Here is a 26,288-nt window from a genome sequence, read left to right as displayed (position 1 = left end):
ATTAACCAAAAACTTCATAAAAAAAGACCTCCCAATATGGAAGGTCTCTATAGTTACAGTTGAGTATTCTTATTTATTAAAGTCGATTTCTTCAGACTTATTAAGATTCTCGTTTACATTTTCTTCTTTTCTGCCGGGTTGTTTAGTCGTGTTGTCGGCAGGTTTCGGATTTTTGATCTCGTCTATGGTCTGTAATCCGCCTTCATCACCGTATCCTGAACTTAAACCTTTAAGATTGCTGCATCCGTCTTTCCATTCTGACGGTTTTACGAATTTGTCATCAGGTGAGATTTTCAGAGACTTGTCTGCCCAAACTTTCTTCATAAAGATAGCCCAGATCGGCAATGCCATTTTCGCACCCTGACCTTCACCGGTTCCGAGAAAGTGGGTGGCTCTGTCTTCCCATCCTACCCATGCACCGGTAGCTAATTTTGGAGTGATTCCCATAAACCAACCGTCTGAGTTGTTCTGAGTTGTTCCGGTTTTACCTGCAATTTCAACTGCTTTAGAAATTCCTTTTCTTCCCAATTCTCCTGAAGCGGTTCCGTATTGTGCAACACCTTTCATCAATTCAATCATGGTGTATGCGTAATTAGGATTCATTACCTCTTTAGGCTCAGCATTAATTTCCTTGATAACTCTGTTGTTGGCATCTTCAATTCTCCAGATCATCTCCGGTTTGTTGTAGTTTCCGTAGTTGGCAAAAGTACTGTAAGCACCCACCATTTCGTAGATTGTAATATCTGAAGCACCTAAAGCCATCGGTAAACTCGTAGAAATATCCTGAGTTACACCTAAATCCCGTGCAGTCTGAATAACACTCTGTGTTCCTGCCATTTCAGCAAGACGAAGTGCAACAGGGTTTTGAGAGTGTGCCAATGCATCTTTTAATGTCAGCATTCCACCACGTCCCGGTACACTGTAGCTTCCTTTGGTAAATGTTCCGTTGGAAACTACCGAACAAGGTGTCATTCCCAGTTTCATAATTGCTGTCGCATAAACAAAAGGTTTGAAGGTAGATCCTACCTGTCTTTTTCCCTGCTTGATGTGATCGTACTGGAAGTGCTGCCAGTCGATACCACCTACCCATGCTTTGATTTCACCTGTTCCGGGAACCACAGACATCAAACCTGCCTGAGCAACCTGTTTGTGCCATCTGATGGAGTCCCATGGAGACATCTCAACTTCTTCTTCGCCATTCCATGTAAATCTTGACATTTTAATAGGCTTGTGGAATTCCATCATGATAGAATCTTCCGGCATATTTTCAGCTTTCAGAAGTCTGTATCTTCCGGTTCTCTTCACTGCCTGCATCATCACATTGTTTACCTGCTCATCGTTAAGATAGTAGAAAGGTCTGTTTTTCCTTCTGTTCTGCTCGGCATCAAATCTTTTCTGAAGATCGGTAAGGTGTTCTTTGATTGATTCTTCGGCGTATTTCTGCATTTTAGAATCCAGAGTAACGTAGATTTTTAATCCGTCTTTATAAAGATTCAGTTTTTTTCCTGTTTCTTTTTCGTAATCGTCAAGATATTTATCTATTTCTTTTTTCAGATAAGATTTGAAATAGGCTGAATATCCCTGTGTAACATCTTTGATAGGATGATAATCTACCACAACAGGAGTTTCTATCGCTTTCTGATAAGTTCCGTTGTCGATATATCCTGTCTTAAGCATCTGCTCCAAAACAACGTTTCTTCTTTCTTTTGCTTTTTCTGGATATCTGTGTGGGTTGTTTTTGTTCGGGTTTTCCAGCATTGCTACAAAGGTTGCAGCTTCCGGAAGAGTAAGCTCAGAAGTCTTTTTATTAAAGTAAATTTTAGATGCCATCTCAATACCGTTGGCATTAAAAAGGAAATCAAATTTATTGAAATAAAGCTCAATAATTTCCTGCTTGGTATATCTTTTTTCCAAACTTACAGCAACTACCCATTCTTTCAGTTTTTGGGTACCTCTCTGTATTTTATTTCTGGAAGCAGTTCCTGTAAATAAAAGTTTGGCAAGCTGCTGCGTAATCGTAGATCCACCACCACGCTTACCTCCGTATGCAACGGCTCTTACAACAGACTGCAAATCGATTCCTGAGTGCTCAGAAAAACGCTCGTCTTCTTTTGCCTGCAATGCATAGATAAGATAAGGAGGAAGCTCCTGATATGTAATTGGCTGTGTTTTCTCTTTTTCAAATTTACCTAAAACCACGCCGTCTGATGAGATGATTTCTGAAGCCACAAAAATATCGGGATTTTCAAGCTCTTTCACATCCGGCATTTCTCCCAAAAATCCTTGGGAAACTGCAAAGAATAAACCTGAAATTCCTAAAACAACAGCTAAGAAACCGATCCAGACGAATTTCACTCCTCTTTTCCAGCGGGTATCTTTCTTTTTTTTAGGCGGAAGCGGAAAAGTTTTCCCTTTGCCTCCGGAAATGTTTTTATTTTCTTCCATGTATGATTACGGTTTTGCCGTTTCTACTTTAATTCCTAAATCTTCAATACCCGGCAGATTATCATTTCTCATAGCCTGCGTCACATTGATCTCATACTTTCCGTTTTTCGGAAATCTGTAGTTTACTTTATACAGAAACAAAGTCTCCTTAGTATCTCCAAAACCAGTTCCCAGCCACTCGCCGTTGGGCTTTGCAAGAATGTAATTTAAAGTGTCAACATTACTTTTTTTGTTCTGAAGATCCTTGAAATCAACAATAAATCTGAGATTGCTGTAAGGATAACTATCGTTGTTTCTCACAACAAATATAATATTTTTAGGATTTTGATTATCAGAAATACTCACATTATATTTCTGCACTGTTTTTCTGTTCCATTTTCCGTTTACGGGATTCATAATGACGTCTTCCGATGAAGAGCCACAGCTGATGAACAGGGCAAAAAATAATAAACCTAAAAATTTATGCATTATTGTTGTTGTCTTTTTTTGGAGGATATTTCTTCTTAAAATTCTTTTTGTTCGGATTAGGATTCTGAGGTTTAGGCTTGTCAGAATTTACTGCATTTTCCACCTTTACCACTTTTTCCGGACGTTCAGTTTTTTCATTCTGACCCTTTGGCGGCTGATTTTTCTGAGGTCGCGGATTGTTTTGATTTTGATTGTTCTGATTCCTGTTTTGCTGATTTCTGCCTGAATTTCTTTCAGTATTTTTATCTTCTGCAGGACGTTCATTACGTTCAGGTCTCTCAGTGCGTTCAGGTCTCTGAGGGCGTTCAGTTCTTTCCGGACGGTCCGTTCTTTCACCACGGGGTTTGTTTTTCTGTCCGCTGTTTCTGTTTTGATTACTGCCCTGTCCCGGATTTGAGTTTCGGTTTCTGTTGTTTCTGCCTTTCTTTTCAAAACGGTCAACACTGTTCTCCTGAATAAGATCTACCGATGTTACTGAGAGTTCAGGTATTTTAAGATCTTCAAGCGGAGGTGCTTTTTCACCTTTCTTGTTCTTGGCAATCAGTTCTTTAACCAAATCGATATCGAAATCGTACCACGCCATAGAATTATCTACGTAGGCGAACCACATTTTCTTTTTGAAAACGTCGATTTTTATACAGAAAGCTCTTCCTTTTTCAGTGTCTAATGTTGTTGAAGAAGATGGAAAATGGCTTAAGGCATCCAGATAACTGTCGAGCTCGTAGTTAAGACAGCACTTTAATTTTCCACACTGGCCTGCCAGTTTCTGCGGGTTGATGCTCAGCTGCTGGTATCTTGCAACGTTTGTATTAACCGATCTAAAATCTGTTAACCATGTTGAACAGCACAATTCTCTTCCACAAGATCCGATTCCTCCCACTTTTGCAGCTTCCTGACGGAAACCAATCTGTTTCATATCAATCTTTGTACGGAATGCTGATGCATATTCCTTAATCAAAAGTCTGAAATCCACTCTGCTTTCTGCAGTATAGTAAAAAGTTACCTTTGAGCCGTCTCCCTGGTATTCAACATCAGTTATTTTCATCTCAAGACCAAGTCTGTGAGAGATTTTTCTGGCTTCAACCTTGATGGTTTCTTCCTTTTTTCTGGCTTCCTGCCATACTTCGAGGTCCTTTTGGTTGGCCTGTCTGTATATTTTAAGAGCAACATCTTCGGGAGCTCTCTTTTTTTTCATCTGAATCTTTACCAATTCACCGGTGAGACTTACTACGCCCACATCATGCCCGGGGCTTGATTCTACCGTTACTACGCTACCTATATGTAAAGGAACACTGTTTACATTTTTAAAAAATGCTTTCCTTTCATTTTTAAATCTAACTTCCACAAAGTCACATCGTTCTGATGTAGGATTTTGAACGTTAGACAACCAGTCGAAAACACTTAATTTATAACTATTACCACAGGTATTTACACTTTCGCAGCCACTGGCGGTTTTTTTAGGTCCGCACGAATGGGTAGAATCGCCGGACGTTTTACATCCACAACTCATATATTGTATATTAATTTAATTTGCAAATTTATCGATTTTTATTTTTACACAATTCCAAAAATAGCATTTATTCTGTTTGTTAAATGTTTAAGTTTAAACGGATGTATAATAATTTTTACATTTTAATCATAAAAGTCTTGTTAATAGTTACTTATCTCAACTATTCGGGGAATTGTTATTTTAAACATAGTTTTCTTTTAACCTAATGTTTAAAAATTATACTTTTATTAACAGACGTTGCCAAAATAATTTTATATTTGACTTAATTAATAATAATACCCTATGAAAAAAATATTAGTATCAACGGCTTTGCTGGCTGGGGTCTTATCTTATGCAGGAGGCTTCAGGGTTTCACTTCAGGGAGTAAGACAATTGGCGATGGCACATACCAGTGCGCATACGGAAGATGCGAGTGTTGCATTCTTCAATCCGGCGGGAATGTCTTTCATACCTTCTAAGCTAAGTATTGTTGCGGGAGGTTTTGGAGCAAGTAATAAGGTTACATTCCAAAATCTAAACACGCTTCAGAGTACAGAAACAGATAATCCTATCGGAACACCTATTTATGCTGCTATTGCTTATAAGCCTATTGAGAATTTATCTGTAGGTTTCAGTTTTTCGACCCCGTTTGGAAGTACAATTGAATATCCTTATGATTGGGAAGGCCGCGAAATGGTGCAGATGCTGGAACTGAAAAGCTTTTATTTTCAGCCAATGGTTTCTGTAAAAATGGCTCCATGGCTGTCTTTTGGTGCGAGCTATATCTACGCATCAGGAAAAGTAAACTGGGATAAAGCTGTAACGCAATTCGGTGGAGACGTAAATCTGAAGAGTGAGGATGCCAGTGGCCACGGATTTGGTTTTGGTTTCTATTTTAAGCCGGACGATAAGTTTGAAGCGAGTGTTGCATACCGCTCACCGGTAGATATGAAAGCTGAAAATGCTACTGCAACATTCAGATTCCCATCACAGTCAGTTTATGGACTTTTAGGATTAGGAACAGACGGTATTGACAATTTTAACGCTACCCTTCCTCTTGTTGACGAGTATACAATCGGTATGACCTATAAAGTAACACCAAAATGGCTTGTTTCCGCAGATTTCAACTATCACGGATGGGAAAGATATTCAAAACTGACTATCGATTTTGCTAAAGCTCCGGCGGGGAATCAGGCAGATCCAACAGTTTTGGTTGCGCCGAAGAACTTCAGAAATTCTAAAACTTTCAGACTGGGAACTCAATATGCCTTCTCAAATATGATCTACGGAAGATTGGGAGGTTACTATGACGAATCACCTTACACAGACGAAAATTTCATCCCTGAAACTCCGTCATTCAATACATTTGTACTTACCGGTGGTTTAGGATTTAAACTTAAAAAATTCGGTGTAGATGTAGCCGGAGGATACACATTCCCACAAAGCAGAAGTGTAAACAACAGCTACTTAGGATTTAACGGACAGGCAAAAGCGCAGGCTTTCTACTTCGGTCTGGGACTATCGTATAACGCCCTTTAATTTTGATTATCTTATGAAAAAAATATTAATATCTTCTATAGCTGTTTCAGCATTGTTTTTTACAACAGGCTGCGAAACAGATTTTGAAAATGACGTAACAGACATTGCCGTAACAAGCGGTGAGGCCAATTTTACCACGTATGTAGCACTAGGTAATTCTTTAACGTCAGGATACAGAGACAACGCTTTGTATATCGACGGGCAGAATGAATCTTACCCGAGTATGATTGCAGCACAAATGCAGCGTGCCGGCGGAGGAGCTTTTGTACAGCCTCTTATGGCAGACAACAACGGAGGACTGGTTTTTGGGACAACGCCTATTCAGGGAACAAAACTTTATATTAAATCTTTTGTAGACGGATCTCCGGTTATTGAAAATGTGGCTGGCGCGCCTACAACCAGCGTTACAACAAAAGTAACAGGATCTCTGAATAATTTCGGAGTTCCGGGTGCAAAATCTTTCCACCTCATTGCTCCGGGATATGGTAATGCTGCCGGACTTTTATCCGGAACTGCAAACCCTTATTATGTGAGATTCTCATCCAGTGCAACTTCTACAGTCGCTGATGATGCTGCTAACAGAAATCCCACTTTCTTCTCACTATGGATTGGAAACAACGACGTATTGAGTTATGCAACAAGCGGAGGTTCAGGTATCTATCAGTCATCTGCAACTACCAATCCTGCAACTTATGGTTCTAATGATATTTCGAATCCGGCGGTTGTGGCAGGCTCCATTCAGACAGTACTGGAAAAGCTGAAAGCAAAAGGAGCAACGAAAGGAGTGGTGGCTAACATACCTTATGTTACTTCAATCCCGATGTTTACTACAGTTCCTTACAATCCGCTTACACCAGCTGCTTTAGGAGCCAATCTTAATACTTTAAATACAAGTTTATACGGGCCTCTTAAGCAGGCTTTGACAGCTTTTGGTGCAGGTAACAGAATTAATCTGCTTTCATCTACGGCATCAAACCCTGTTTTAATTAAAGATACATCTCTTACAGATCTTTCTGCACAGCTTACTGCGGCTCTTACTCCTTCTTTAGGATTACCAACAGCAACAGCTTTCGGCCAGATTTTCGGACAGGCAAGACAAACAACAGCTGAAGATTATATTCTTTTAACGTCAAGATCAGTTATCGGAACTACTTTTGCAGGAGCACCGGCACCTGTGAATGTCTACGGCATCTCTTATCCTTTACAAAATCAGCATGTTTTAACTAAAACTGAAGCTGCTACTGTGAAAACAGCTACTGATGCTTACAATACTTCAATTAAAACGCTTGCAGATACTTACGGACTTGCGTTCGTAGATGCCAACAAAAAAATGGTGGAACTCAACGGGGCTTCCGGGATTTCTTTTGACGGCGTGAAGTACACAGCTAAGTTTATTACCGGAGGAACTTTCTCATTAGATGGTGTGCACCTTACAGGAAGAGGCTACGCTGTAGTCGCCAATGAGTTTATTAAAGCGATCAATCTGAAATACAAATCTACCTTACCTCAGGTTGATGCCAACAAATATTCAGGAGTGAAATTCCCTTAAAAGGACGAAAAATAAAAAATGAAAACCACAGGATTGATTCTTGTGGTTTTTTTTTAAATTTGCAAATCTTTAAAAATGTAAAAATGGCCGATCAGTTAAGTTACCTATTTTCTACAAGAACCAGTAAAGAGCTGGCAGAAAAAATTGCCCAGCATTACGGGAAAGAATTAGGAAAAATCATTATTCAGGAGTTCAGCGACGGGGAATTTGAGCCTGTTTTAGACGAATCTGTAAGAGGAGGAAGAGTTTTTCTGATTGCTTCTACATTTCCGCCGGCAGACAATCTTTTAGAACTGCTTCTGATGATTGACGCTGCCAAAAGAGCTTCTGCAAAAAGCATCACAGTTGTTTTGCCTTACTTCGGTCTTGCAAGACAGGACAGAAAAGACAAGCCAAGAGCACCAATCGGAGCGAAACTGGTTGCCAATCTTTTGACAGCTGCCGGAGCTACCAGAATTATGACAATGGATCTTCACGCAGACCAGATTCAGGGGTTCTTTGAGATTCCTGTGGATCATTTGTATGCTTCTACAATCTTTGTAGATTACATCAGAGATCTTAATTTAGAAAACCTTACAATTGCTTCTCCGGATATGGGAGGTGCAAAAAGAGCGAAAAACTATGCAGGTCACTTAGGTGCAGATGTGGTAATCGCTTATAAAGAGCGTAAAAAAGCCAATGTTGTAGAAGAAATGTTCCTGATCGGGGATGTGGAAGGTAAAAATGTAATCCTTATCGATGACATGATTGATACTGCAGGAACACTTTGCAAAGCTGCAGATATTTTGATGGAGAAAGGTGCAAAATCTGTAAGAGCCATGGCCACTCACGGAGTGCTTTCCGGTAAGGCTTATGACAATATAGAAAACTCACAATTGTTGGAAGTTATTGTAACTGACTCAATTCCTGTGAAAACTAATTTGTCAACTAAAATAAAAGTGCTATCTTGCGCCCCATTATTTGCTGATGTTATGAAGATGGTGCACGAGCATCAGTCAATTAGCAGTAAATTCGTTATCTAATTGATAATTAATTATTTGCAAATTAAAACGAAACAATTTTTTTAAATTTTTATAAATGAAATCAATTACAATTCAAGGTACAAAAAGAGAAAGCGTGGGCAAAAAGTCGACAAAAGCTTTACGTGATGCTGAATTAGTTCCTTGTGTTGTTTACGGAGGTGGCGAGCCATTGAACTTCTCTGCATTGGAGAAATCGTTCAAAGGTTTAGTGTACACTCCTGAAGCACACACGGTATCTATTGAAGTTGACGGACAGGTAATTCCTGCAGTTCTTCAGGATATTCAGTTCCACCCAATTACAGACAAGATCATTCACGCAGACTTCTACAGATTATCAGATGATAAGCCGGTAGTAATGGAAGTTCCTGTAAGAATCACAGGTCGTTCTAAAGGTGTTGTAGCTGGTGGTGTTTTACGTCAGACTTTCAGAAAACTGAAGGTAAAAGCTATCCCTGCAAACTTGCCGGATGAGGTAGTGGTAGACATTACTCCGCTTAAAATCGGTAACAAACTATACGTTGGATCAATCAAAGCTGAAGGTTATACTTTCATGCACCCTGACAACGCAGTTGTAGTAGCTGTTAAAATGTCTAGAAATGCAGCGAAAGGTGGTGCTATGGCTGATGATGACGATGAAGAAGAAGTTACAACTGAAGGAGAAGCTCCTGCAACTGAAGAAGCAGCAGCAGAATAAGAATTTCTTATCCTAAATAAATTAACCTGTCAGATTCTGGCAGGTTTTTTTGTTTTTAGATTAAATCTATTATGGCTGTAAGCATCAAATCTTTTCATAAAAAAGCCGTAAATTTGACGTGTTCTAAATAATGAACGTTTTAATTAAAATTTTAATAAATGTTTGACATTCAGGAAATCAGAAGTCAGTTTTCTATATTAAACCGCGAAGTGAACGGTAAGCCATTGGTTTACTTAGATAATGCAGCAACATCTCAAAAACCTAACTCAGTTCTTGAGGTTTGGAATGAATATTATACAGAGCTTAATGCCAACGTACACAGAGGAATTCACACTTTGAGCCAGCTGGCAACTGAAGAAATGGAGCTTTCGAGAAGAAAAATCCAGAAATTCATCAATGCCAAAAATGATTTCGAAGTAATTTTTACCAAAGGAACTACAGAAGGTTTAAATCTTATCTCCTATATTTTAACTTCGAAATTAAAACAAGGTGATGAAATTATCATCTCTTATCTGGAACATCACTCGAATATCGTTCCGTGGCAATTGCTGTGTGATAGAACCGGAGCTAAACTGAGAGTAATTCCGATTGATGAAAACGGAATTTTACAGTTGGATTATTTAGATCAGTTTTTAAGTGAAAAAACGAAAGTTGTTTCCGTAAATCAGGTTTCCAATGCTTTGGGAATTGTAAATCCGATTGAGGAAATTATTGCAAAAACAAGAGCTAACTCAAATGCTTATATTGTAATTGACGGTGCTCAGTCTGCGCCACATTTCAGTATTGATGTTCAGGCTTTGGACTGTGATTTCTTTGTTTTTTCAGGGCACAAAATGTATGCTCCGATGGGTACAGGTATTTTATACGGAAAGCAGGAAATCCTTGAAGATCTCCCTCCTTTTCACGGCGGCGGAGAAATGATTGCCGTGTGTTCGTTTGATGGAACAACTTACGCCGGTTTACCCTTTAAATATGAGGCTGGAACACCCAACGTAGGTGGAAATATTGCTTTGGGAGCTGCGGTCGATTTTATGAATAAAGTAGGGCATCAGAATATTCAGAATCATGAAAATGCATTGCTTGATTATGCTCAAAAACAGCTTTTACAAATAGAGGGCCTGAAGGTTTATGGCGAAAATGCGCACAGAACCGGCGTTGTTTCTTTTAATTTGGAAGGAGTTGGGATTTCATCCGACGTCGGAATGATTCTCGATAAAATGGGCGTTGCCGTCAGAACCGGACATCACTGTACCCAGCCGATTATGGATTTCTTTAATATTGCCGGAACAGTACGCGCAAGTTTTGCTGTTTACAATACTTTTGAAGAAATTGACCTTTTGGTAGAAGGAGTGAAAAAAGCACAGAGAATGCTGTCTTAGTTTTAAATAGAGAATAATTAAAATATTTTAAATACATCAACCCTGCCAGCGTTTGAAACGCTGGCAGGGTTTTTTGAATCTGCAGATAAGATCAAAAACAAATTCCCCGTCTGAGAAGGCGGGGAATTTTAATAATATGGAACTTTAAAGATGTTATCTTGTAAATAACATTTCTCTGTATTTCGTCATTGGCCAAAGCTCGTCATCAACCATCATTTCAAGATTATCAGATGCTTCTCTGATTCCCTCAAATAACGGGATTACTTTCGTGCAGTAGTCTTCTGCCTGAATTTGGCTGTCAGATACTGATTTTGCAGCTTCTCTTGCTTTGATCAAGTCTTCAACACCCAATTTAATTATTGAAACATTTTCAGAAATGTTTGTAATCAAACTCATCTGCTCTTTTGCCAGTGTTTGGAATTCTTTTTCTCCGAAGATTTCTTTAAGACCCTTTACGTTTTCAATCAGTCTGTTCTGATATTTCAAAGCGGAAGGGATAATGTGGTTTCTTGCGATATCACTTAAAACTCTAGCTTCAATATCAATTACAGTTGAATATTTTTCTAATTTGATTTCGTTTCTTGCTTCAACTTCTCTGTGGTTAAAGATTCCGATTTCTTCATAAAGATCAAGGAATTTCTGATTCATTTCCTGTTTCAAAGCTTCAGGAGTTGTTTTCCAGTTGTTCAAACCTCTTTTTTCAGCTTCCAAAGCCCAATCATCAGAATATCCGTCACCTTCAAACATAATGTTTTTACACTGCTTGATGTATTCTCTTAATACATTGAAGATCGCTTCGTCCTTTTTAAGACCGGTTTCAATTAAAGCATCCACTTCTATTTTGAAATCGCTTAACTGTTTTGCGGCAATCGTGTTCATTACGGTCATAGATTCTGCACAGTTTGCAGAAGAACCAACCGCTCTGATCTCGAATTTATTTCCTGTAAATGCAAATGGAGAAGTTCTGTTTCTGTCTGTGTTATCCAACAGAATTTCAGGAATTTTCCCAACTACATTTAATTTTAAATCTGTTTTTTCGTCTGGTGAAAGTTTCCCTTCTGTTACTTTTTCAAGCTCTTCCAAAACTCTGAACAGTTGACTTCCGATAAATACAGAAATAATTGCCGGTGGAGCTTCGTTTGCACCCAGTCTGTGGTCGTTGCTTGCAGAAGCGATGCTTGCTCTTAAAAGATCTGCATATTCATGAACAGCTTTGATGGTATTCACGAAGAATGTTAAGAACTGTAAGTTTTTCTTTGGGTTTTTTCCCGGGCTTAAAAGGTTTTCGCCAGTATCAGTAGCCAAAGACCAGTTGTTGTGTTTTCCGCTTCCGTTTACACCTGCGAAAGGTTTTTCGTGGAATAAAATGTGGAAATGGTGTCTGTGAGCAATTCTTGCCATAACGTCCATCAACAGAGAGTTGTGATCAACAGCAACGTTTACTTCTTCAAACATCGGAGCCAGCTCAAATTGGTTTGGAGCCACCTCGTTATGTCTTGTAGTAACAGGAATTCCCAGTTTCATACATTCAACTTCCAGTTCTTTCATAAAGTTCATAACTCTTGTAGGAATCGAACCGAAATAATGGTCATCCAACTGCTGTCCTTTTGCAGGAGAGTGTCCTAATAAAGTTTTACCTGTTAAAACCAAATCCGGACGGGATTGATACAATGCTGAATCAACCAGAAAATATTCCTGCTCCCAACCTAAAGTCGGCGTTACTTTCGTTACATTTTTGTCGAAATACTGCATTACATTCGTTGCAGCTTCGTCTACAGCGTTCAAAGCTCTCAAAAGAGGTGCTTTATAATCTAAAGTTTCGCCTGTGTAAGAGATAAAGATTGAAGGAATACAAAGAGTAGTTCCCATAATAAATGCTGGAGATGTAGGATCCCAAGCCGTATAACCTCTTGCTTCAAAAGTGTTTCTGATACCACCATTCGGGAAAGAAGATGCATCCGGCTCCTGCTGAATCAATAAGTTTCCGCTGAATCTCTCGATCGCTCTGCCGCCTTCAATTGGCGTGAAGAATGAATCGTGTTTTTCTGCAGTGCTTCCTGTTAATGGCTGAAACCAGTGTGTATAATGCGTTACACCTTTGCTCATTGCCCAGTCTTTCATTGCTACAGCTACCTGATCTGCGATGTGTCTCTGGATTTTAGTTCCTTTTTTCATCGCATCCAAAATAGATTGGAAAGCTTCTTTCGTTAAGTATTCTCTCATCGTTTCCTCAGAGAAAACATTCTGGCAGAATAATTCTGACAATTTTACAGGAACTTCAATAGAATTATCTTTTCTGAAGTCCTTGAATGGTAAAGTTTCTAACGCTTTGAATCTTAAAGTTGACATATAGGTTGATTTTTACGGGGCAAATTTACAAAAAATATAAATCAAAAATGATATACCCCTAAATTTTATGATAATTTAAAGTTAATTTAAGTTTAAATTAAGCCTTTGTCTTATTTTCAACAGGGGTGTTTTAAAATATTTAGTTATTTAAATTGGATAAGAGTACCGTTTTGTATAAATGATATCTTAAATCACATTTTAAATTTACAATTCATAAAATCTCTCTTCATGAATACTTATTATTTGCCATCATAAAATACATGTTTGTAAATATCAGATTGAATCCAAACTAAAATTCCTATTTTTGAATAAATCGAACTCAAATGACAAAAAGAATAATTCTCATTATCTCATTTCTGATATCTCAGATTTATTATTCCCAGAAAACTGAACTTATTTACTACGATAAAGACTGGGAAATTACCACAAAAGCAAACGCTTTATTTTATAGATTAATGCCCATGAAAGAAATCGGTGAACTGGTTCTGGTTCAGGATTTTTATATGAATGGGACACCGCAGTTTGAAGGTTATGCTCTGAAAAGTGATAATGATTCTTATGTAGGTGATATCATCTGGTACGACCAAAACGGAAATGACGAAAATTTCAAACAGTATCGTAACGATACAAAAAACGCTACCCTATTATATTATCATCAGAATGGAAAACTTCGGAAGAAAGTGCAGTATAAAGAAGGTGTTAAAGATGGCGAAACAATTATTTACGGAACCGATGGATCAGTTTTAATGAAAGGGATTTATGTAAATGGGAGACCCGAAAGCGGAAGTTTCGAAAAGGTAAAACACAGTGATAACTACGATTACAACACAAAAATCGAGCAAGTGGATATGATACAAGGGGTTGGCGAAGTGATAAGTGATAATGTAAGAATGGTTCCACCACCACCACCTCCAGCCCCTCCGGGTACTGATGGAAGGCAACTGCAAATGACTGTGCCGCCAGGCGAATATGAAGATAAGTATATTGCCGAGAGTAAAAAAAACCGAAAAACAGTAACTGAGAAAATATTTTGGGCAAACTCAAAACAACTGGCTCAGGAAACGGTTTTTGTAATTGGATCCTATGACTTTAAACCTGTTTCCCGCAAAAATTATGATAAATCCGGAAAGCTAATTCAATCTTTAAATGAAACTCAGTTTAGGAAATACGGAGATGGTGTTGAAAATGGATCTGAATACGAATATTATCTTCAGAATAATTTTGCGACCAATCTAAAATCTGTTTCAAACTATATTAAAGGCGAAAAGTCAGGGAAAGAGATCGTTTATTTTCCAAATGGAACTATTTCTTTAGAAACAAACTATAAAATCAGATATAAAGAAGGTGAGGAAATTGTCTTTAACGAAAATGGATCTTTGAAAAGCAAAAGAGTTTATAAAAAAAACGAACCATTTAACGGAAATTTCGACGTAAGAGTGGGCGGAATGCTTGTCAATCAAAATTACACAAACGGTGTAAAAGAGGGAGAAGCTATCGTGAAAAATGAAGACGGGGAAGTTGTTGGAAAAGGAATTTATAAAAACGGAAAACCTTTTAACGGAACTTTCATTGAAGATAATGAAAACCGGTCTGATACCTACGAATTAATCAATGTTGAAAATTTCAAAAAAACCGGGCTGCAGAAGGTGTTTGGTTACAGACTGGAGAATTTAGAAAGAACCTACACCATCCAAAATGAAAAACTCAACGGAATCACTACTTTCTATGATGACGGAAAAGTCGTGGGAACTTTAGAGTATAAAAATAACGAACCGTACAACGGAAACCTGGTTGAAAGTGAGAAAACTTCGGTTTTCAAAAACGGAAAAATTACAGAAGAAACGTATTTTGAAGATACATATAATAAGGATAACATTCGGAAGCAAAAACTGTATGAAAATGGAATTCTGGCAAAAGTAAAAGATTATTCTTTCACCATTTCAGAAAAACCTCAGGAAATTTATGAAGGTGTTTTTAAAAATGGCAAACCGTTCTCAGGATATTTTGAAACTGATGACAACCATGAATTTAAGCAGGTCAATTATTACGAAAATGGGGTTCTGAAATTTCAGTATTCAAATGATTACCTGAAAAACATGGATAATTATAGACATCAGCCTTATGATATTAAATCTACTTACAAAGACGGAAAAATATACGATGGCGTTGAGTATGTTTTGAACGAAAAGCAGTTTACGTCCAAATATTGGAAAAATGGAGTCCTGCAAGCCTTTGATTGGGATTTGTTTGCAATGCATTATTTTAACAGACTTCACTTTGAACTGAAAAATAATTCGATCGAGATCAGCGATATGCAGGCAAAGAAAAAGGCTGAAATTAAAATTGACCCATCCAAAAACACGTTTAACAAACAGCTTTCTATCGATGGAAAAGTAGTTGACGGTACCAGAAAAGATTATTTAGATTCAAAGTATAAAGAAAGCATTATTGTTTATCACGAGAAAGACGGAAAAATTGTCTCAAGTACTGTAAATCCGGTTGATGAATCGATGGAGCCGATGGAAGGAACTGAATTATTCTACAAAGTTTATACGCTGGTGAATGAAAGTTCAGATCTTCAGGAGAATTTCAATAGGTTGGCTGAGAAAATTTCAGGCGACAAATTTATTGAAGACACTGATGAAAACCGTATCATTACGGGAATTCAGATGGATGCTGAAGGTAAACCAAAAGACGGACTTCTGATTACTCCCACCCAAAATAATACGTATACTGTACAATTCTACATGAATAGAAAACTGATGAAAACCGTAGAAAAAGTCACCGTAGAAAAAATGGAGACCGTCATTAAGAATATAGATAATTAATCTCAACTGCATTTTGAAGCTTTGTATTTCGGAAATAAGTGAAACGGCATTGTTTAGCTTAGTCTCAATGCTTATTCTCATGAATTCTTTGTGTATCCTTGCGTTTTAAAAAACAAAAGCATTTCAAGTATAAATTTTACAATTTCCAAAATTATAAAGTTAGCAACTAGATGCGGTGGAGATCTTGAGGTTAAAATTTGACGCATATTTAAGATCGATTAATGCGTAGAAGCAATATGAATAAAACTTATTCCAAAATTCTTTCTCAATAGAAACGTAAATATTAATTTTAAATCGTTTAAAAATTTAGTTTAAAAGGTAATTGTTTGGTTTAAAGCTTTTTAAATCATTAAAATTATTTTCCGTAACTTAGCAGACTTTTTATAAAAAATTTAATATATGACAAATTCTAGAGCAAGAGAAACTACCGAGGCAATTGAAAGACTATACATTTCTATGAGACACCTGTTCTATAGAGGTTTTTTCAAGCCAAGCGGAGTTTCCGGAGAAAGCATTAGAAGTTTGTTGAAAACGATCAATCCCGAAATTTACGGTACCATGAGCGTTCCAAGCAAGTTGGAGCTTGATGGTTTGATGTATGTTTTAGACAGACTTCCGGAAGGAATAGAAGAATGTGCTTTCATTCATCTTACATCAGACGAAGGTTTTGATAAAGGAAGTTTCGAGCCGATTGTTCCTAAAAAGAGAAGGAGAAACTGTTACCGTATCGACGAACATCAGATGAATATTGAAGTTCTTTTGGGGCGTTCAGAAATCTACGATATCCTTACCCACTTAACGTTCTTATTTATAGAAGCCGATAAAATCCGTAATCTCGCATTTATTCAGGATGAAAACTGGAAGCCGACACGTGCTTTCAAAATCATCGAAGAAGTGGTAAAAGGCGAGAAAAAATTCAGCAGAAGAGAAAAAGAAGTCGCTCTGATTCATCTTTCTTCTTTAATAGGAAGAACTTTCGATGAAACCTTAAATGCGTATAATACTTTTGGTGACGATGAAAATCCGGACAGGTTATTCAAAATCATTTACCATTTAGGAAAAGTGAGTCTGGAAGATGCCAAACAAAGCCGTGAGCGCGAGATTTATTTCAGTGCTATTTTAAAGGAAAGAGTCGGGCATCACTATTTCGGTGAAAAATGGGCTCACAAAGTGAAAGAAGTTTTATTTGAAAACGATCTTCACATGCGTCCGTTACATATTATTTCCGCGAATATGCATTCGGTGAAAAATATGCTGTACAGCAATGATGCTTTAAAGAAAAAAGATCCGAAAGACGTTGATTACAAACTCTACGGAGAAATTTCAGATAAAAAAGATCTTCGCGACAAAGTTTCAAAATACGCTTTGGAAGAAGGTTTAATTTACATCAACGACAAGAGCGGAAGTAATATTGACGTTCAGATCATTGATTTAAGTAAAACCAATCTTAAAAATACACCATTCGGTCACTTGAAATATGACGGAGACGATGTGATCATGGTTTTCGATTATGCTTTTGGCGAACAGGCCTTTGAGGTAATGGATGAACTGCTGAGACCTTTCGAACAGAAAGGAGAAGTATACATGATGAAAGTAAAATCTGTTTCCATCATGGGGAAAGCGGGAATTCTTGCTGGTGGAAAAGGTGATATTATGATTCCTACTTCCCATATCTTTGAAGGAACGGCAGATAATTATCCGTTTGAAAATGCTCTGAAGCTGGAAGATTTTAAAGATGATGAACTGCAGGCATTCGAAGGACCGATGATTACCGTTTTAGGAACGTCACTTCAGAACAGAGACATTCTTTCTTACTTTATGAATACCTCATGGAAGGCCATCGGACTTGAAATGGAAGGTGCACATTATCAAAAAGCGATTCAGGTAGCATCTAAAATCAGACATCATATCGCGCCTGATCTGTTTGTAAGTTATGCTTACTACGCTTCAGATAATCCTTTGGAAACTGGAGCTACCCTTTCTTCAGGAGGATTAGGATTGACCGGTGTAAAACCCACGTATCTGATTACTTTAAGAATCCTGGAAAAGATTTTACAAAGCGGAAAGAAAGAAATTTCTTCAAAAAAATAAGTCTGATCACTCAGAATACATTTAATCCTTCAAGGTTTTAGAAACCTTGAAGGATTTTTTTTGGATTTAATCGTCACGAATCTTGTCAAGGTAAATTAGAATAAATGATATTGTTTCATTCGTGAATTCGTGGCAATAATTATTTTGCTGTTTTTAAAAAAATCAGTGTAATCAGTGTGAACTCAAAAAATATTATCTTTAAGATATCTAAATGTAAAAGAAATGAGCACACCCTCACAATTAGCCAAAAGATTCCGTGAAGTTTTATTGGATGGAACATGGATTGCCAATACCAATTTTAAAGATCAGCTTTCAGACTTAACCTGGCATCAGGCAAACACTAAAATTGCCGATCTCAACACCATTGCAATGCTCACATTTCACATCGACTATTATATTGCCGGAATCCTCAATGTTTTCGAAGGTGGCGATCTGGAAATCAGAGATCAGTTCAGCTTTGATCTTACACCGATTGAATCTCAGGAACAGTGGGAATCTCTTTTACATAAACTGTGGAATGATTCTGAAAAGTTCGCAACATTATTAGAACAGATGTCCGATTCTAAATTAAATGAAGTTTTTGTCGACGAAAAATATAATACTTATCTGAGAAACGTGGACGGAATGATTGAGCATTGCTATTATCATTTGGGACAGATTACTTTAATTAAAAAGATAATTCATTTCAACGCAAACAACACGGATGCTTTTCACTGATTGGTACAGTTGCATTTTGAGGTTTAAAAGTTTGAACCTATTCAAAGTTTTTGAAACTTTGAATAGCAATTAGTCTTATTGAATAATTATTATTAAAGCGTTTACCTTTTTATAATCTATGTTGGGTTGTTCATTTTCTAATGAAAGCTCATCAATAACTATAGAATCGCCAGACTTCGTTTTTAAAATTCTATCTTTTGCAGATTGGTTAAATTCTTCACCATAATTAATCAATGGTTCTTGTTGATTTATCTGATATTGGAACTTTCCTACTTTTGGTAATTCGTAAACCAGTTGAGGAATAAAATATTTTATTTTAGAAACAGCAAGCTCTTCACTGGTTAGTTTAATTTGTATTGTTTGGTTATTTATACTTGCATACGGTCTTCCAATATTAAGGATTCGGAATTTTCTTTTGTCTGTAACCACTTTGTCTCTAATAAAACCAGTAATGATAATTTCGAGAGTGGTACCAGTTGTAGGAACTATGGAGTATCGGTTTTTTCCTTCTTTTTTAACGCCTGCTCCGCTTATCTGTATGCTGTCAGATTGCGGAATATCAATATTAAGATGATTTTGTACGCCTCTGTATAAGATGTTAAGTTGTCTATTCTCAACAATAGCTTTGATATCAGACTTTTTATTAAATGTTTTTGTTGAAGAGCAATTCAAACATATAATCAAAAGGAGAATGAGGTAAATTGTTTTTTTCAAAATATTGAATTGTTTATAGTCAAATATATTAATTTTCAAAATTTACTTACCTTTAAAAAAAATAAATCTTCAATGAAAAAATCGTTTGCAATACTCTTTGCTTTGATCATTTCGCAGTTTCAGGCGCAGCAGAACGCTTATTATCAGCAGGCTGCCCAATACAAAATGGATATTGATGTCAATGCAGAAAAATTTACCTACGAAGGAAATCAAACTTTAAATTATTCCAATAACTCGCCGGACGAACTCAATGTCGTGTACTTCCATTTATATTGGAATGCTTTTAAACCCAATTCAATGATGGATCAGCGAGTGGCCGGACAGGGAAGAAACGGAGATTCGAGATTGCAGAAAGACGGCGTTTCAAGACTGGCATCCATTCCGAAAGATCAGGAAGGCGCACAGAACATCCACTGGATCAAACAAAACGGAAAGAATCTGAAGTTTGAAATTCAGGAAACGGTGATGAAAGTTTATTTAAATGAATCTTTAAAACCCAATTCCAAAACCACTTTCACAATGGAGTGGGATGCTGTAATTCCTCAGCAGATCAGACGCAGCGGAAGAAATAACCGTGAGGGGGTCGATATGACGATGTCTCAATGGTATCCGAAAATTGCCGAATACGATTACGATGGCTGGGCAACTTTCGATTATGTGGGAAGAGAATTTCATGCACCTTTTGCGGATTTTGATGTTACCATTAAAATCAACAAAGACTATATTGTTGGCGCAGGCGGAACACTTTTGAATCCTACAGAAGTGAAAGGTTACGACGCTTCAGCAAAAATTAAAGCAGATAAAAACAAAGCTACATGGAAATGGTCAGCCAAAAATATGCTCGACTTCGCATGGGCGGCAGATAAAGATTATTCAGTAGAAAGTTTTGATGTTCCGCAAGGCCCGAAAGTGTTTTTTGTATATCAGAAAAATGACAAAACTAAAGTCTGGGGCGAGGCAAAACCTTTAATCACTAAATATTTCCAGATTATGAATTCTCGTTTCGGGAAGTATGCTTATCCATCTTACGCTTTCATTCAGGGTGGCGATGGAGGAATGGAATACGGAATGTGTACGATGATTTTAGGTGAAGCAGAGGGCATTGAAGATTTAATGGGGCTGATGGTTCACGAAGGTTCGCACTCGTGGTATCAGCAGATGCTGGCGACCAACGAACCGCTGAGACCGTGGATGGACGAAGGTTTTACAAGTTATGCCGAAAGCATCGTGATGCATCAGCTGTTTCCTCCGAAAGATGAGCGGCCAAACCCATTTGTGGATAAAATCAATGCATACCGAAACATCGTAAAAAGAGGAATTGAGGAGCCTGCCGTTTGGTTGGGCGATCATCATGACAACGGCACGGCTTACAGTTTTGCAAGTTATGTGAAAGGTGAATTGTATCTGGTGCAGTTAGGCTACATCGTTGGCGAGCAGAATTTAGAAAAAATAATGAAAGAATATTTTGATCAGTGGGCAATGAAACACCCTACCGACAGAGATTTCCTCCACATCGCACAGAAAGTTTCGGGAATGGATTTAAAATGGTTTCAACATTACTGGATCAACACAACCAAAACCATCGACTATGGAATTAAAGATGTAAAGTACGACGCAAAATCTACAACGATAACTTTAGTTAACAACAGTCAGATCCCGATGCCTATTGACTTCAGCATCATGACAAAAGACAATAAAATCGTTACTTACCAAATCCCGATGAACATGACCCGCAATTGGAAACAACAGGACGGCTACGGCGATTTCAAAACAGAAAAATACTGGCCGTGGACACAGAAAGAATATATTTTTACAATTCCTTACTCAAAATCTCAATTATCAATGTTGGGCATAGATTTGAGCCAAAGAATGGCGGATGTAAATCCGACGGATAATTTTGTTGATTTGAGATAATTTTTGGATCAGAGTTAAATTGAAAAGCCCTGAAAGGACGACATCAAACCAATCCCCGAAGATTAACACTTCGGGGATTTTGTTTTAAAATTAAAAAATCACTTCATTTCGTCAGGCGGTAAACCACTCTCTCTTTTCATCAACAAAACATTGTACTGGTCTATTAATGCATTCAGCTGATTAATGAGTTTGCTATAAGGCGATTCCGGACTTTCTGTCAAGGTGTGCAGTGCATCAATGCGGTCGCGTAAAGCGTAATACGCTACATTTGTTTCCTCCCTCTTAGATTTTATGGTTTCAGGATTGGCATCTCCATATTCCTGCGTACGGGTAAGAAACTGAACATTAAATTCAGTATTTGCATCGTTCAGTTCATCCAGCCATGGTGCAAGATTAAGATAAATCACAGCATCCATCAAGTCGGGTTTGGTAGTCCAGTCTCTGTAAATATTGTTGAGCGTTGCAGTTTCAGACTGATAATTCATTCTGGCAATTCCGCTGCCATAGAGGGTGAGATTATCCCGCAGAAGCTGGGCATTTTTTCTGGTTACAGATTCAAAATGATAGCCTAAGCTTTGTACATATCCCGTTAATCCGTTGATGGCATTGTCCCGTCTTTCATCCAGCTCCAGGACGGTTTTCGTTTTGTCGCTGGCGAGTGCTTTCTTAAATAAATCCTGCAGTTCACTGCTCTTCGTTTCAAAAGCGGAAAGTTTGGCGTCAATCTGCAGAGTTGTAGGATCGTTTAGATGGATAATCGCTGCATAATCTTTCATGAACTGCAGGTACTCTGCGTTTCGAAGTAATTTTAAATGAATTGCATTCATGCTATAATGTGTTTTAAATGTTTTTTTTCGGGATAAAACAAAGCTGGCGTGCATCGCATTGTCGACAGTTGGGGAAAGTGTGCTGCCGTCTGCAGGAGGTTTTCCCGCTTAGGGGAAAGTCTGTTCACGCGTGCAAGGAACTTTCCCCTGAAGAGATTTTGTTATTACAGGGTTGCGACGGCTTTTCCCGTAATTTTTATACTTTAAATTAAATCTGATTTAAATTCAATGAAAAACTTACACCTTTAAAAAGGATAAATTTTCTAATAATGACGCAGGTTGTAGAACTCAAGTAACCTACATTTTTGCGGAATTTTGCAGGGATAATTTTCATTTCTGTGTTTGTTTTCAAAACAAATATATAAATTAATTTAATTTTTCGGAAAGTAACGGTGACGGGTGATAATTTTAAATTGCGGCAAAAAGTAAAAGCAAAGTAAAGGAATTCGCCAACTTTCTCTGATCCCTGTGAAGCTATAGTATTAATAAAAACCTAATACTTTCAAGACGTCATTATATTTTGAAGATTAGTCTCTGTTATTATTAATAGGTTAGTCTTTAACGGTATATTTGAAAGTTGAACTAACCAGAATAAGTTATGATGAATTATAAGTATTCTATCTGTTATCCCAATCAAAAGGAAATTGAGCACAGAAATGAGGTAATTTCTGCAAATGAAGTTATAAGTATTGCCAAAAATTATCCATGGGAAGATCAATTAATGTTATTAGACAGCTTAAAAGAAAATTCTGTTTACTACAATCCGTCATTGGACTTTATTTGTTTATCCAATAAAAGAAGTTTTGGGTTAACGGCAGAATTCAGTAAAAATAAAGAACTCGAATTTTCTCTCTGGTATGACAGACCTAAAAAAGTAAGATTTCTTTTTGGTATTTTAGGCCATAAAGAAAGAATGGTCTTAAATGAAGTAAGCTCGGTTGATTTTGAAATGTCATTAATGTATCTCGGGCATTTCGTGAAAGGTAACTATTTAATGCTTGAAAAGTTATATCATAAGTAATGCTTATTAATAAGTGGTCTAGCTTTTAGCAATTGAATTTATATTGACTGATTTTTCTTTAATCTAAACCTAGTACCCTCTCGCATAAGACTTCTTTTCCTCCAGATATTCCACCTTATCACCATGTCCGGTTTTAAAAAGGGTCTTCACTGTTATTCTCTGTTTCTCGCCTGTGGAACTCGGGAGATAGGTGACGAAATGAAGATGCGGCCCGCTGCTCCAGCCTGTATTACCGCTTTGGGCAATGGGCTGGCTTTTGGTAACGCTATCACCTACTTTCACTTTAGCTCCGTTTTGCATTAAATGAAAATACTGCGCAATAGTACCGTCAGGATGTAAAACAGATACGTAACTTCCAAAGGCAGCACAGTTTTTTGTAGGACAGCTTTTGTCGTTATGTTGTACAATATCAATCACCAATCCGTCTCGGGCTGCCAAAATCTCGGTGCCTTCAGGCATGATGAAATCTAATGAATTTTCATTCTGATGAGAAAATGTGCCATTATACCCCTGATGAATCCAAAACGCTTTTCCTTTCCCGAAAGGCAGATCATACTGGTAGTTCTTGTCGTATTGCTTTATGGTAATATCTCCGATGTAAGACTGGTAACCAGGCATTTTTTTCAGATTCCAGCCTTTCTTCTTATCGTTCACTACGAAATAGGTAACGCGGTATCTGCTGGTTTTGCCGGGAATCACCTGAGTGGTTTTAAATACATCGGGTTTTCTCAGGTTTTCTGCTTCGGGCTGACCATTAAATACTAATGATACAGGATAAATTTCATTGTTATCAACATAAAATGTGAGAGAATCGCCTTTTCTTTCGTTGTACATTTTGATATTTTTTTGAGAATATGCGAGAAAATTCAGCAGAAGAAAGGCAACTGTAATAAATAATTTCATTTTAGTAATTTTCGAATTTAAAGATAGTTCTTTTCGTAATAATTTTATGCTACTGACCTGTGCTGTTATCAAAAATGTAAGTCAGTCAGGAAACCAAAGATATACAGACAAATATGGTTTACAGCAAATTTCTTAATTTTGACAGTGGGCCTGGTAATAATTTAAAAATTAAAGGAAAAGTTCCCTGATTAAAAAAGCCTGAATCAAAACTGATAAAATTTATTAAATTTAAAAAATAGACTATGAAGAAATTGTTTTTAATGATGATTTTAATGTTTTTCGGAGTGGCAGTGAGTGCACAGGCATACACCGGAAGTGGCGATCAGAAAGTGAATGCGGGGCTCAGCGCCTGGGGCTACGGAACCGGAATCGCAGGAACCTATGACTACGGTATCAACGATTTGATTTCTGTAGGAGCAGGATTGAATATCTACTTCGAAAATTTTAAGGATAACAACAGTGACAACAGATTTTTTGCTTTCGGAAGAGTTAATTTCCATTTAAACAAAACACTGGAATTACCTGAAAAACTGGATATTTATCCCGGTGTAGATGTCGGAGTTCTGCATAAGGAATTCGGAATTGGTGCTCATATCGGCGCAAGATATTTTTTCACACAGAACATCGGCGTGTTTGCGGAAGTCGGCAACAATGGCAGTCTGGGTGTTTCATTTAATTTTTAATTCCCGGCATATCTGACAAAGCTTCTCATTTAGAGGAGCTTTTTGTTTGGCATCCTTTTGATAATTGTTACCTTTGCAAACTATAATTTAAAAATAATTAATGGAAATAGCAATTAAAGTGTTTCAATTTATTTTGAGCATTTCTATTTTAGTCATTCTTCACGAACTTGGGCATTTCCTGCCCGCCAAATGGTTTAAAACCAAAGTAGATAAATTCTTTTTATTTTTCGACCCTTACTTTTCCATCTTCGCCATGAAGAAGATCAATGGAAAATGGAGATATCAGTTTTTAAGTAAAAACCAACCGACCGAAGAAGAGGTAGAAGTTGACGGTAAAAAGGTGCTCAAGCCTATCGACGTTTCTGTACTTCCTGAAAGTGACTGGAGAAGACATGAAGGCGTAAAATACGGAATCGGATGGCTTCCTTTCGGAGGTTATGTGAAAATTGCCGGAATGGTAGACGAAAGTATGGACACCGAAATGCTGAAACAACCTGCAAAACCATGGGAATTCAGAGCAAAACCGGCATGGCAGAGATTGATTATTATGTTGGGTGGTGTAACAGTAAATTTCTTTTTGGCCTGGATCATTTTTGGAAGTTTATCTTTTTTTAACGGAGAAACCTCATTTGACACAGCTAAAGTGAACGCTCCGATGAATTATACCAATATTGCCAAAGCAATGGGTTTCAAAGACGGAGATAAAATTCTGAAAGTTGACGGAAAAACCCAGAACAATCTTGACAAATTAGCATTAGACGTTCTATTGAGCGACGAGATTACTGTTGTAAGAGATGGAAAAGAAGTAACATTCCCGACAAGTGATGACGGAAAAGCTTTAGCTTTCAGAGATGAAAATCCGAGAGCATTTCTTACACCGAGATTTCCGGCGGTAATAGATTCTATTTTCAATACTACAACAGAACATGCAGGTCTGAAAGTTGGTGACCAGGTAGTTGGTGTGGATGGAAAGAAAATTACTTATTACGACGAATTTCAGGAAATTGTAAGAAGCAGCGCAGGAAAAAACATTAATGTTGATGTACTGAGAAACGGGACCACTACTCCACTTGCTTTGACTGTATCGAAAGAAGGAACTTTAGGATTGGCTTCTTATAAGCAGATGAAAAAGTTTTATGAAACCAAACATTTCACATTCGGACAATCTATTGGAAGAGGTTTTACAAGAAGTATTGAAAGTTTGACCTATCAGGTGAAGCAGTTTAAACTGATCTTCAATAAAAAGGTGAAAGGCTATGAAAAAGTAGGCGGCCCGTTGGCCATCATCAACAAAATGCAGGTAGATAAAGCAAAAGATGGCAGTCTTTCTATTGACTGGACCTGGTTCTGGAGTTTTACAGCAATGTTCTCCGTTTGGCTGGCATTCTTAAACTTAATTCCTATCCCTGGATTGGATGGCGGACATGTTATCTTCACTTTGTACGAGATGATTGTTGGAAAGCCAGTGCCACAAAAGATACTGGAAAACGCTCAGATGGTTGGCGTTATCTTCCTGCTTGGATTGATGTTACTGATTTTCGGAAATGACATTTTTAAAATGATAACCGGAGGATTTTAATTTTTTTTTAAAAAATTAATTTAAAAACTTGCGTGGTTTAAATATCCGTCCTATATTTGCACCACTTAAAAATAAGG

General features: G+C 37.5%; 19 protein-coding genes. 12 read left to right on the top strand and 7 right to left on the bottom strand.

The genetic code is table 11. From position 1 onward, the window contains the following. Positions 1 to 69 precede the first annotated feature (69 nt). The 3 genes from ASG21_RS17310 to ricT are packed head-to-tail and all read right to left on the bottom strand — an operon-like array spanning position 70 to position 4,423. On the bottom strand, positions 70 to 2,445 hold the full coding sequence (locus ASG21_RS17310) for a transglycosylase domain-containing protein (RefSeq protein ID WP_056083534.1): 2,376 nt from the start codon (positions 2,443 to 2,445) through the stop codon (positions 70 to 72). A 6-nt stretch (positions 2,446 to 2,451) separates the two neighbouring features. Further along, positions 2,452 to 2,913, bottom strand: a complete 462-nt coding sequence (locus tag ASG21_RS17305) for a gliding motility lipoprotein GldH (protein WP_056083531.1) — start codon at positions 2,911 to 2,913, stop codon at positions 2,452 to 2,454. Beyond that, positions 2,906 to 4,423: a regulatory iron-sulfur-containing complex subunit RicT gene (ricT, locus tag ASG21_RS17300; RefSeq protein ID WP_056083527.1), complete on the bottom strand. Its 1,518-nt coding sequence runs from the start codon at positions 4,421 to 4,423 to the stop codon at positions 2,906 to 2,908. The genes ASG21_RS17305 and ricT overlap by 8 nt, the downstream gene beginning before the upstream one ends. Before the next feature lie 282 nt (positions 4,424 to 4,705). Here ricT and ASG21_RS17295 point away from each other — a divergent pair, with 282 nt between their 5' ends. The 5 genes from ASG21_RS17295 to ASG21_RS17275 all read left to right on the top strand — a co-directional run bounded on the left by ASG21_RS17295 (position 4,706) and on the right by ASG21_RS17275 (position 10,585). Further along, a complete protein-coding gene (locus ASG21_RS17295; protein ID WP_056083524.1) occupies positions 4,706 to 5,941 on the top strand; it encodes an outer membrane protein transport protein in 1,236 nt (411 codons plus the stop codon). Between the two features lie 13 nt (positions 5,942 to 5,954). Then, positions 5,955 to 7,490, top strand: a complete 1,536-nt coding sequence (locus ASG21_RS17290) for a G-D-S-L family lipolytic protein (RefSeq protein WP_056083521.1) — start codon at positions 5,955 to 5,957, stop codon at positions 7,488 to 7,490. A gap of 83 nt (positions 7,491 to 7,573) precedes the next feature. After that, positions 7,574 to 8,512, top strand: coding sequence for a ribose-phosphate pyrophosphokinase (locus ASG21_RS17285; RefSeq protein ID WP_056083518.1), 939 nt, complete (start codon positions 7,574 to 7,576; stop codon positions 8,510 to 8,512). 55 nt (positions 8,513 to 8,567) lie between these two features. Beyond that, complete coding sequence (locus ASG21_RS17280; RefSeq protein ID WP_056083516.1) at positions 8,568 to 9,206, top strand: 50S ribosomal protein L25/general stress protein Ctc; 639 nt, start codon at positions 8,568 to 8,570, stop codon at positions 9,204 to 9,206. Positions 9,207 to 9,364: 158 nt separating this feature from the next. Continuing rightward, entirely contained in the window at positions 9,365 to 10,585 is a 1,221-nt protein-coding gene (locus ASG21_RS17275; protein ID WP_056083513.1) for a cysteine desulfurase, read from the top strand. A gap of 153 nt (positions 10,586 to 10,738) precedes the next feature. On the opposite strand, the gene ASG21_RS17270 is transcribed toward ASG21_RS17275, so the two are convergent. Then, the gene (locus tag ASG21_RS17270) at positions 10,739 to 12,934 is read right to left on the bottom strand and encodes a glutamine synthetase III (protein ID WP_056083510.1); all 2,196 of its coding nucleotides are present in this window, start codon (positions 12,932 to 12,934) and stop codon (positions 10,739 to 10,741) included. A 323-nt stretch (positions 12,935 to 13,257) separates the two neighbouring features. Between ASG21_RS17270 and ASG21_RS17265 the strand changes: the two genes are divergently transcribed. From ASG21_RS17265 to ASG21_RS17255, 3 genes are all read left to right on the top strand, one after another. Then, positions 13,258 to 15,762, top strand: coding sequence for a hypothetical protein (locus ASG21_RS17265; protein WP_056083507.1), 2,505 nt, complete (start codon positions 13,258 to 13,260; stop codon positions 15,760 to 15,762). Positions 15,763 to 16,161: 399 nt separating this feature from the next. Further along, positions 16,162 to 17,853 carry a hypothetical protein gene (locus ASG21_RS17260; RefSeq protein WP_056083503.1) on the top strand — a complete coding sequence of 564 codons (1,692 nt, stop codon included), beginning with the start codon at positions 16,162 to 16,164 and terminating at the stop codon, positions 17,851 to 17,853. A 222-nt stretch (positions 17,854 to 18,075) separates the two neighbouring features. After that, positions 18,076 to 18,570: a hypothetical protein gene (locus ASG21_RS17255; RefSeq protein WP_056083499.1), complete on the top strand. Its 495-nt coding sequence runs from the start codon at positions 18,076 to 18,078 to the stop codon at positions 18,568 to 18,570. 75 nt (positions 18,571 to 18,645) lie between these two features. Here the strand turns inward: ASG21_RS17255 and ASG21_RS17250 are convergent, their stop codons facing one another. Then, the gene (locus ASG21_RS17250) at positions 18,646 to 19,323 is read right to left on the bottom strand and encodes a GldM family protein (protein WP_056083496.1); all 678 of its coding nucleotides are present in this window, start codon (positions 19,321 to 19,323) and stop codon (positions 18,646 to 18,648) included. Positions 19,324 to 19,356: 33 nt separating this feature from the next. Here ASG21_RS17250 and ASG21_RS17245 point away from each other — a divergent pair, with 33 nt between their 5' ends. After that, a complete protein-coding gene (locus tag ASG21_RS17245) occupies positions 19,357 to 21,198 on the top strand; it encodes a M1 family metallopeptidase (protein WP_056083805.1) in 1,842 nt (613 codons plus the stop codon). Between the two features lie 98 nt (positions 21,199 to 21,296). On the opposite strand, the gene ASG21_RS17240 is transcribed toward ASG21_RS17245, so the two are convergent. Continuing rightward, entirely contained in the window at positions 21,297 to 22,025 is a 729-nt protein-coding gene (locus ASG21_RS17240; RefSeq protein WP_056083493.1) for a DUF6261 family protein, read from the bottom strand. A 598-nt stretch (positions 22,026 to 22,623) separates the two neighbouring features. Between ASG21_RS17240 and ASG21_RS17235 the strand changes: the two genes are divergently transcribed. Continuing rightward, on the top strand, positions 22,624 to 23,046 hold the full coding sequence (locus tag ASG21_RS17235) for a hypothetical protein (RefSeq protein WP_241773523.1): 423 nt from the start codon (positions 22,624 to 22,626) through the stop codon (positions 23,044 to 23,046). Positions 23,047 to 23,115: 69 nt separating this feature from the next. On the opposite strand, the gene ASG21_RS17230 is transcribed toward ASG21_RS17235, so the two are convergent. Beyond that, positions 23,116 to 23,949, bottom strand: a complete 834-nt coding sequence (locus ASG21_RS17230) for a M23 family metallopeptidase (RefSeq protein WP_056083490.1) — start codon at positions 23,947 to 23,949, stop codon at positions 23,116 to 23,118. A 242-nt stretch (positions 23,950 to 24,191) separates the two neighbouring features. On the opposite strand from ASG21_RS17230, the gene ASG21_RS17225 reads away from it, so the two are divergent. Together ASG21_RS17225 and rseP are read left to right on the top strand one after the other, a co-directional pair. Continuing rightward, entirely contained in the window at positions 24,192 to 24,632 is a 441-nt protein-coding gene (locus tag ASG21_RS17225; RefSeq protein WP_056083486.1) for a DUF6646 family protein, read from the top strand. A gap of 100 nt (positions 24,633 to 24,732) precedes the next feature. Beyond that, entirely contained in the window at positions 24,733 to 26,211 is a 1,479-nt protein-coding gene (gene rseP, locus ASG21_RS17220) for an RIP metalloprotease RseP (RefSeq protein ID WP_056083483.1), read from the top strand. The last annotated feature ends 77 nt before the right edge of the window (positions 26,212 to 26,288 follow it).

Source organism: Chryseobacterium sp. Leaf394, from assembly GCF_001424105.1.
Lineage (GTDB): Bacteria > Bacteroidota > Bacteroidia > Flavobacteriales > Weeksellaceae > Chryseobacterium.
The sequence above is the reverse complement of the archived record's forward strand: the minus strand, read 5'-3'. Positions and strand labels throughout refer to the sequence as shown.

Excerpts from the sequence above, each read along its gene's own strand:
- ASG21_RS17310 (WP_056083534.1), bottom strand. The coding sequence starts at position 2,445 with ATGGAAGAAAATAAAAACATTTCCGGAGGCAAAGGGAAAACTTTTCCG.
- ASG21_RS17305 (WP_056083531.1), bottom strand. The coding sequence starts at position 2,913 with ATGCATAAATTTTTAGGTTTATTATTTTTTGCCCTGTTCATCAGCTGT.
- ricT (WP_056083527.1), bottom strand. The coding sequence starts at position 4,423 with ATGAGTTGTGGATGTAAAACGTCCGGCGATTCTACCCATTCGTGCGGA.
- ASG21_RS17295 (WP_056083524.1), top strand. The coding sequence starts at position 4,706 with ATGAAAAAAATATTAGTATCAACGGCTTTGCTGGCTGGGGTCTTATCT.
- ASG21_RS17290 (WP_056083521.1), top strand. The coding sequence starts at position 5,955 with ATGAAAAAAATATTAATATCTTCTATAGCTGTTTCAGCATTGTTTTTT.
- ASG21_RS17285 (WP_056083518.1), top strand. The coding sequence starts at position 7,574 with ATGGCCGATCAGTTAAGTTACCTATTTTCTACAAGAACCAGTAAAGAG.
- ASG21_RS17280 (WP_056083516.1), top strand. The coding sequence starts at position 8,568 with ATGAAATCAATTACAATTCAAGGTACAAAAAGAGAAAGCGTGGGCAAA.
- ASG21_RS17275 (WP_056083513.1), top strand. The coding sequence starts at position 9,365 with ATGTTTGACATTCAGGAAATCAGAAGTCAGTTTTCTATATTAAACCGC.
- ASG21_RS17270 (WP_056083510.1), bottom strand. The coding sequence starts at position 12,934 with ATGTCAACTTTAAGATTCAAAGCGTTAGAAACTTTACCATTCAAGGAC.
- ASG21_RS17265 (WP_056083507.1), top strand. The coding sequence starts at position 13,258 with ATGACAAAAAGAATAATTCTCATTATCTCATTTCTGATATCTCAGATT.
- ASG21_RS17260 (WP_056083503.1), top strand. The coding sequence starts at position 16,162 with ATGACAAATTCTAGAGCAAGAGAAACTACCGAGGCAATTGAAAGACTA.
- ASG21_RS17255 (WP_056083499.1), top strand. The coding sequence starts at position 18,076 with ATGAGCACACCCTCACAATTAGCCAAAAGATTCCGTGAAGTTTTATTG.
- ASG21_RS17245 (WP_056083805.1), top strand. The coding sequence starts at position 19,357 with ATGAAAAAATCGTTTGCAATACTCTTTGCTTTGATCATTTCGCAGTTT.
- ASG21_RS17240 (WP_056083493.1), bottom strand. The coding sequence starts at position 22,025 with ATGAATGCAATTCATTTAAAATTACTTCGAAACGCAGAGTACCTGCAG.
- ASG21_RS17235 (WP_241773523.1), top strand. The coding sequence starts at position 22,624 with ATGATGAATTATAAGTATTCTATCTGTTATCCCAATCAAAAGGAAATT.
- ASG21_RS17230 (WP_056083490.1), bottom strand. The coding sequence starts at position 23,949 with ATGAAATTATTTATTACAGTTGCCTTTCTTCTGCTGAATTTTCTCGCA.
- ASG21_RS17225 (WP_056083486.1), top strand. The coding sequence starts at position 24,192 with ATGAAGAAATTGTTTTTAATGATGATTTTAATGTTTTTCGGAGTGGCA.
- rseP (WP_056083483.1), top strand. The coding sequence starts at position 24,733 with ATGGAAATAGCAATTAAAGTGTTTCAATTTATTTTGAGCATTTCTATT.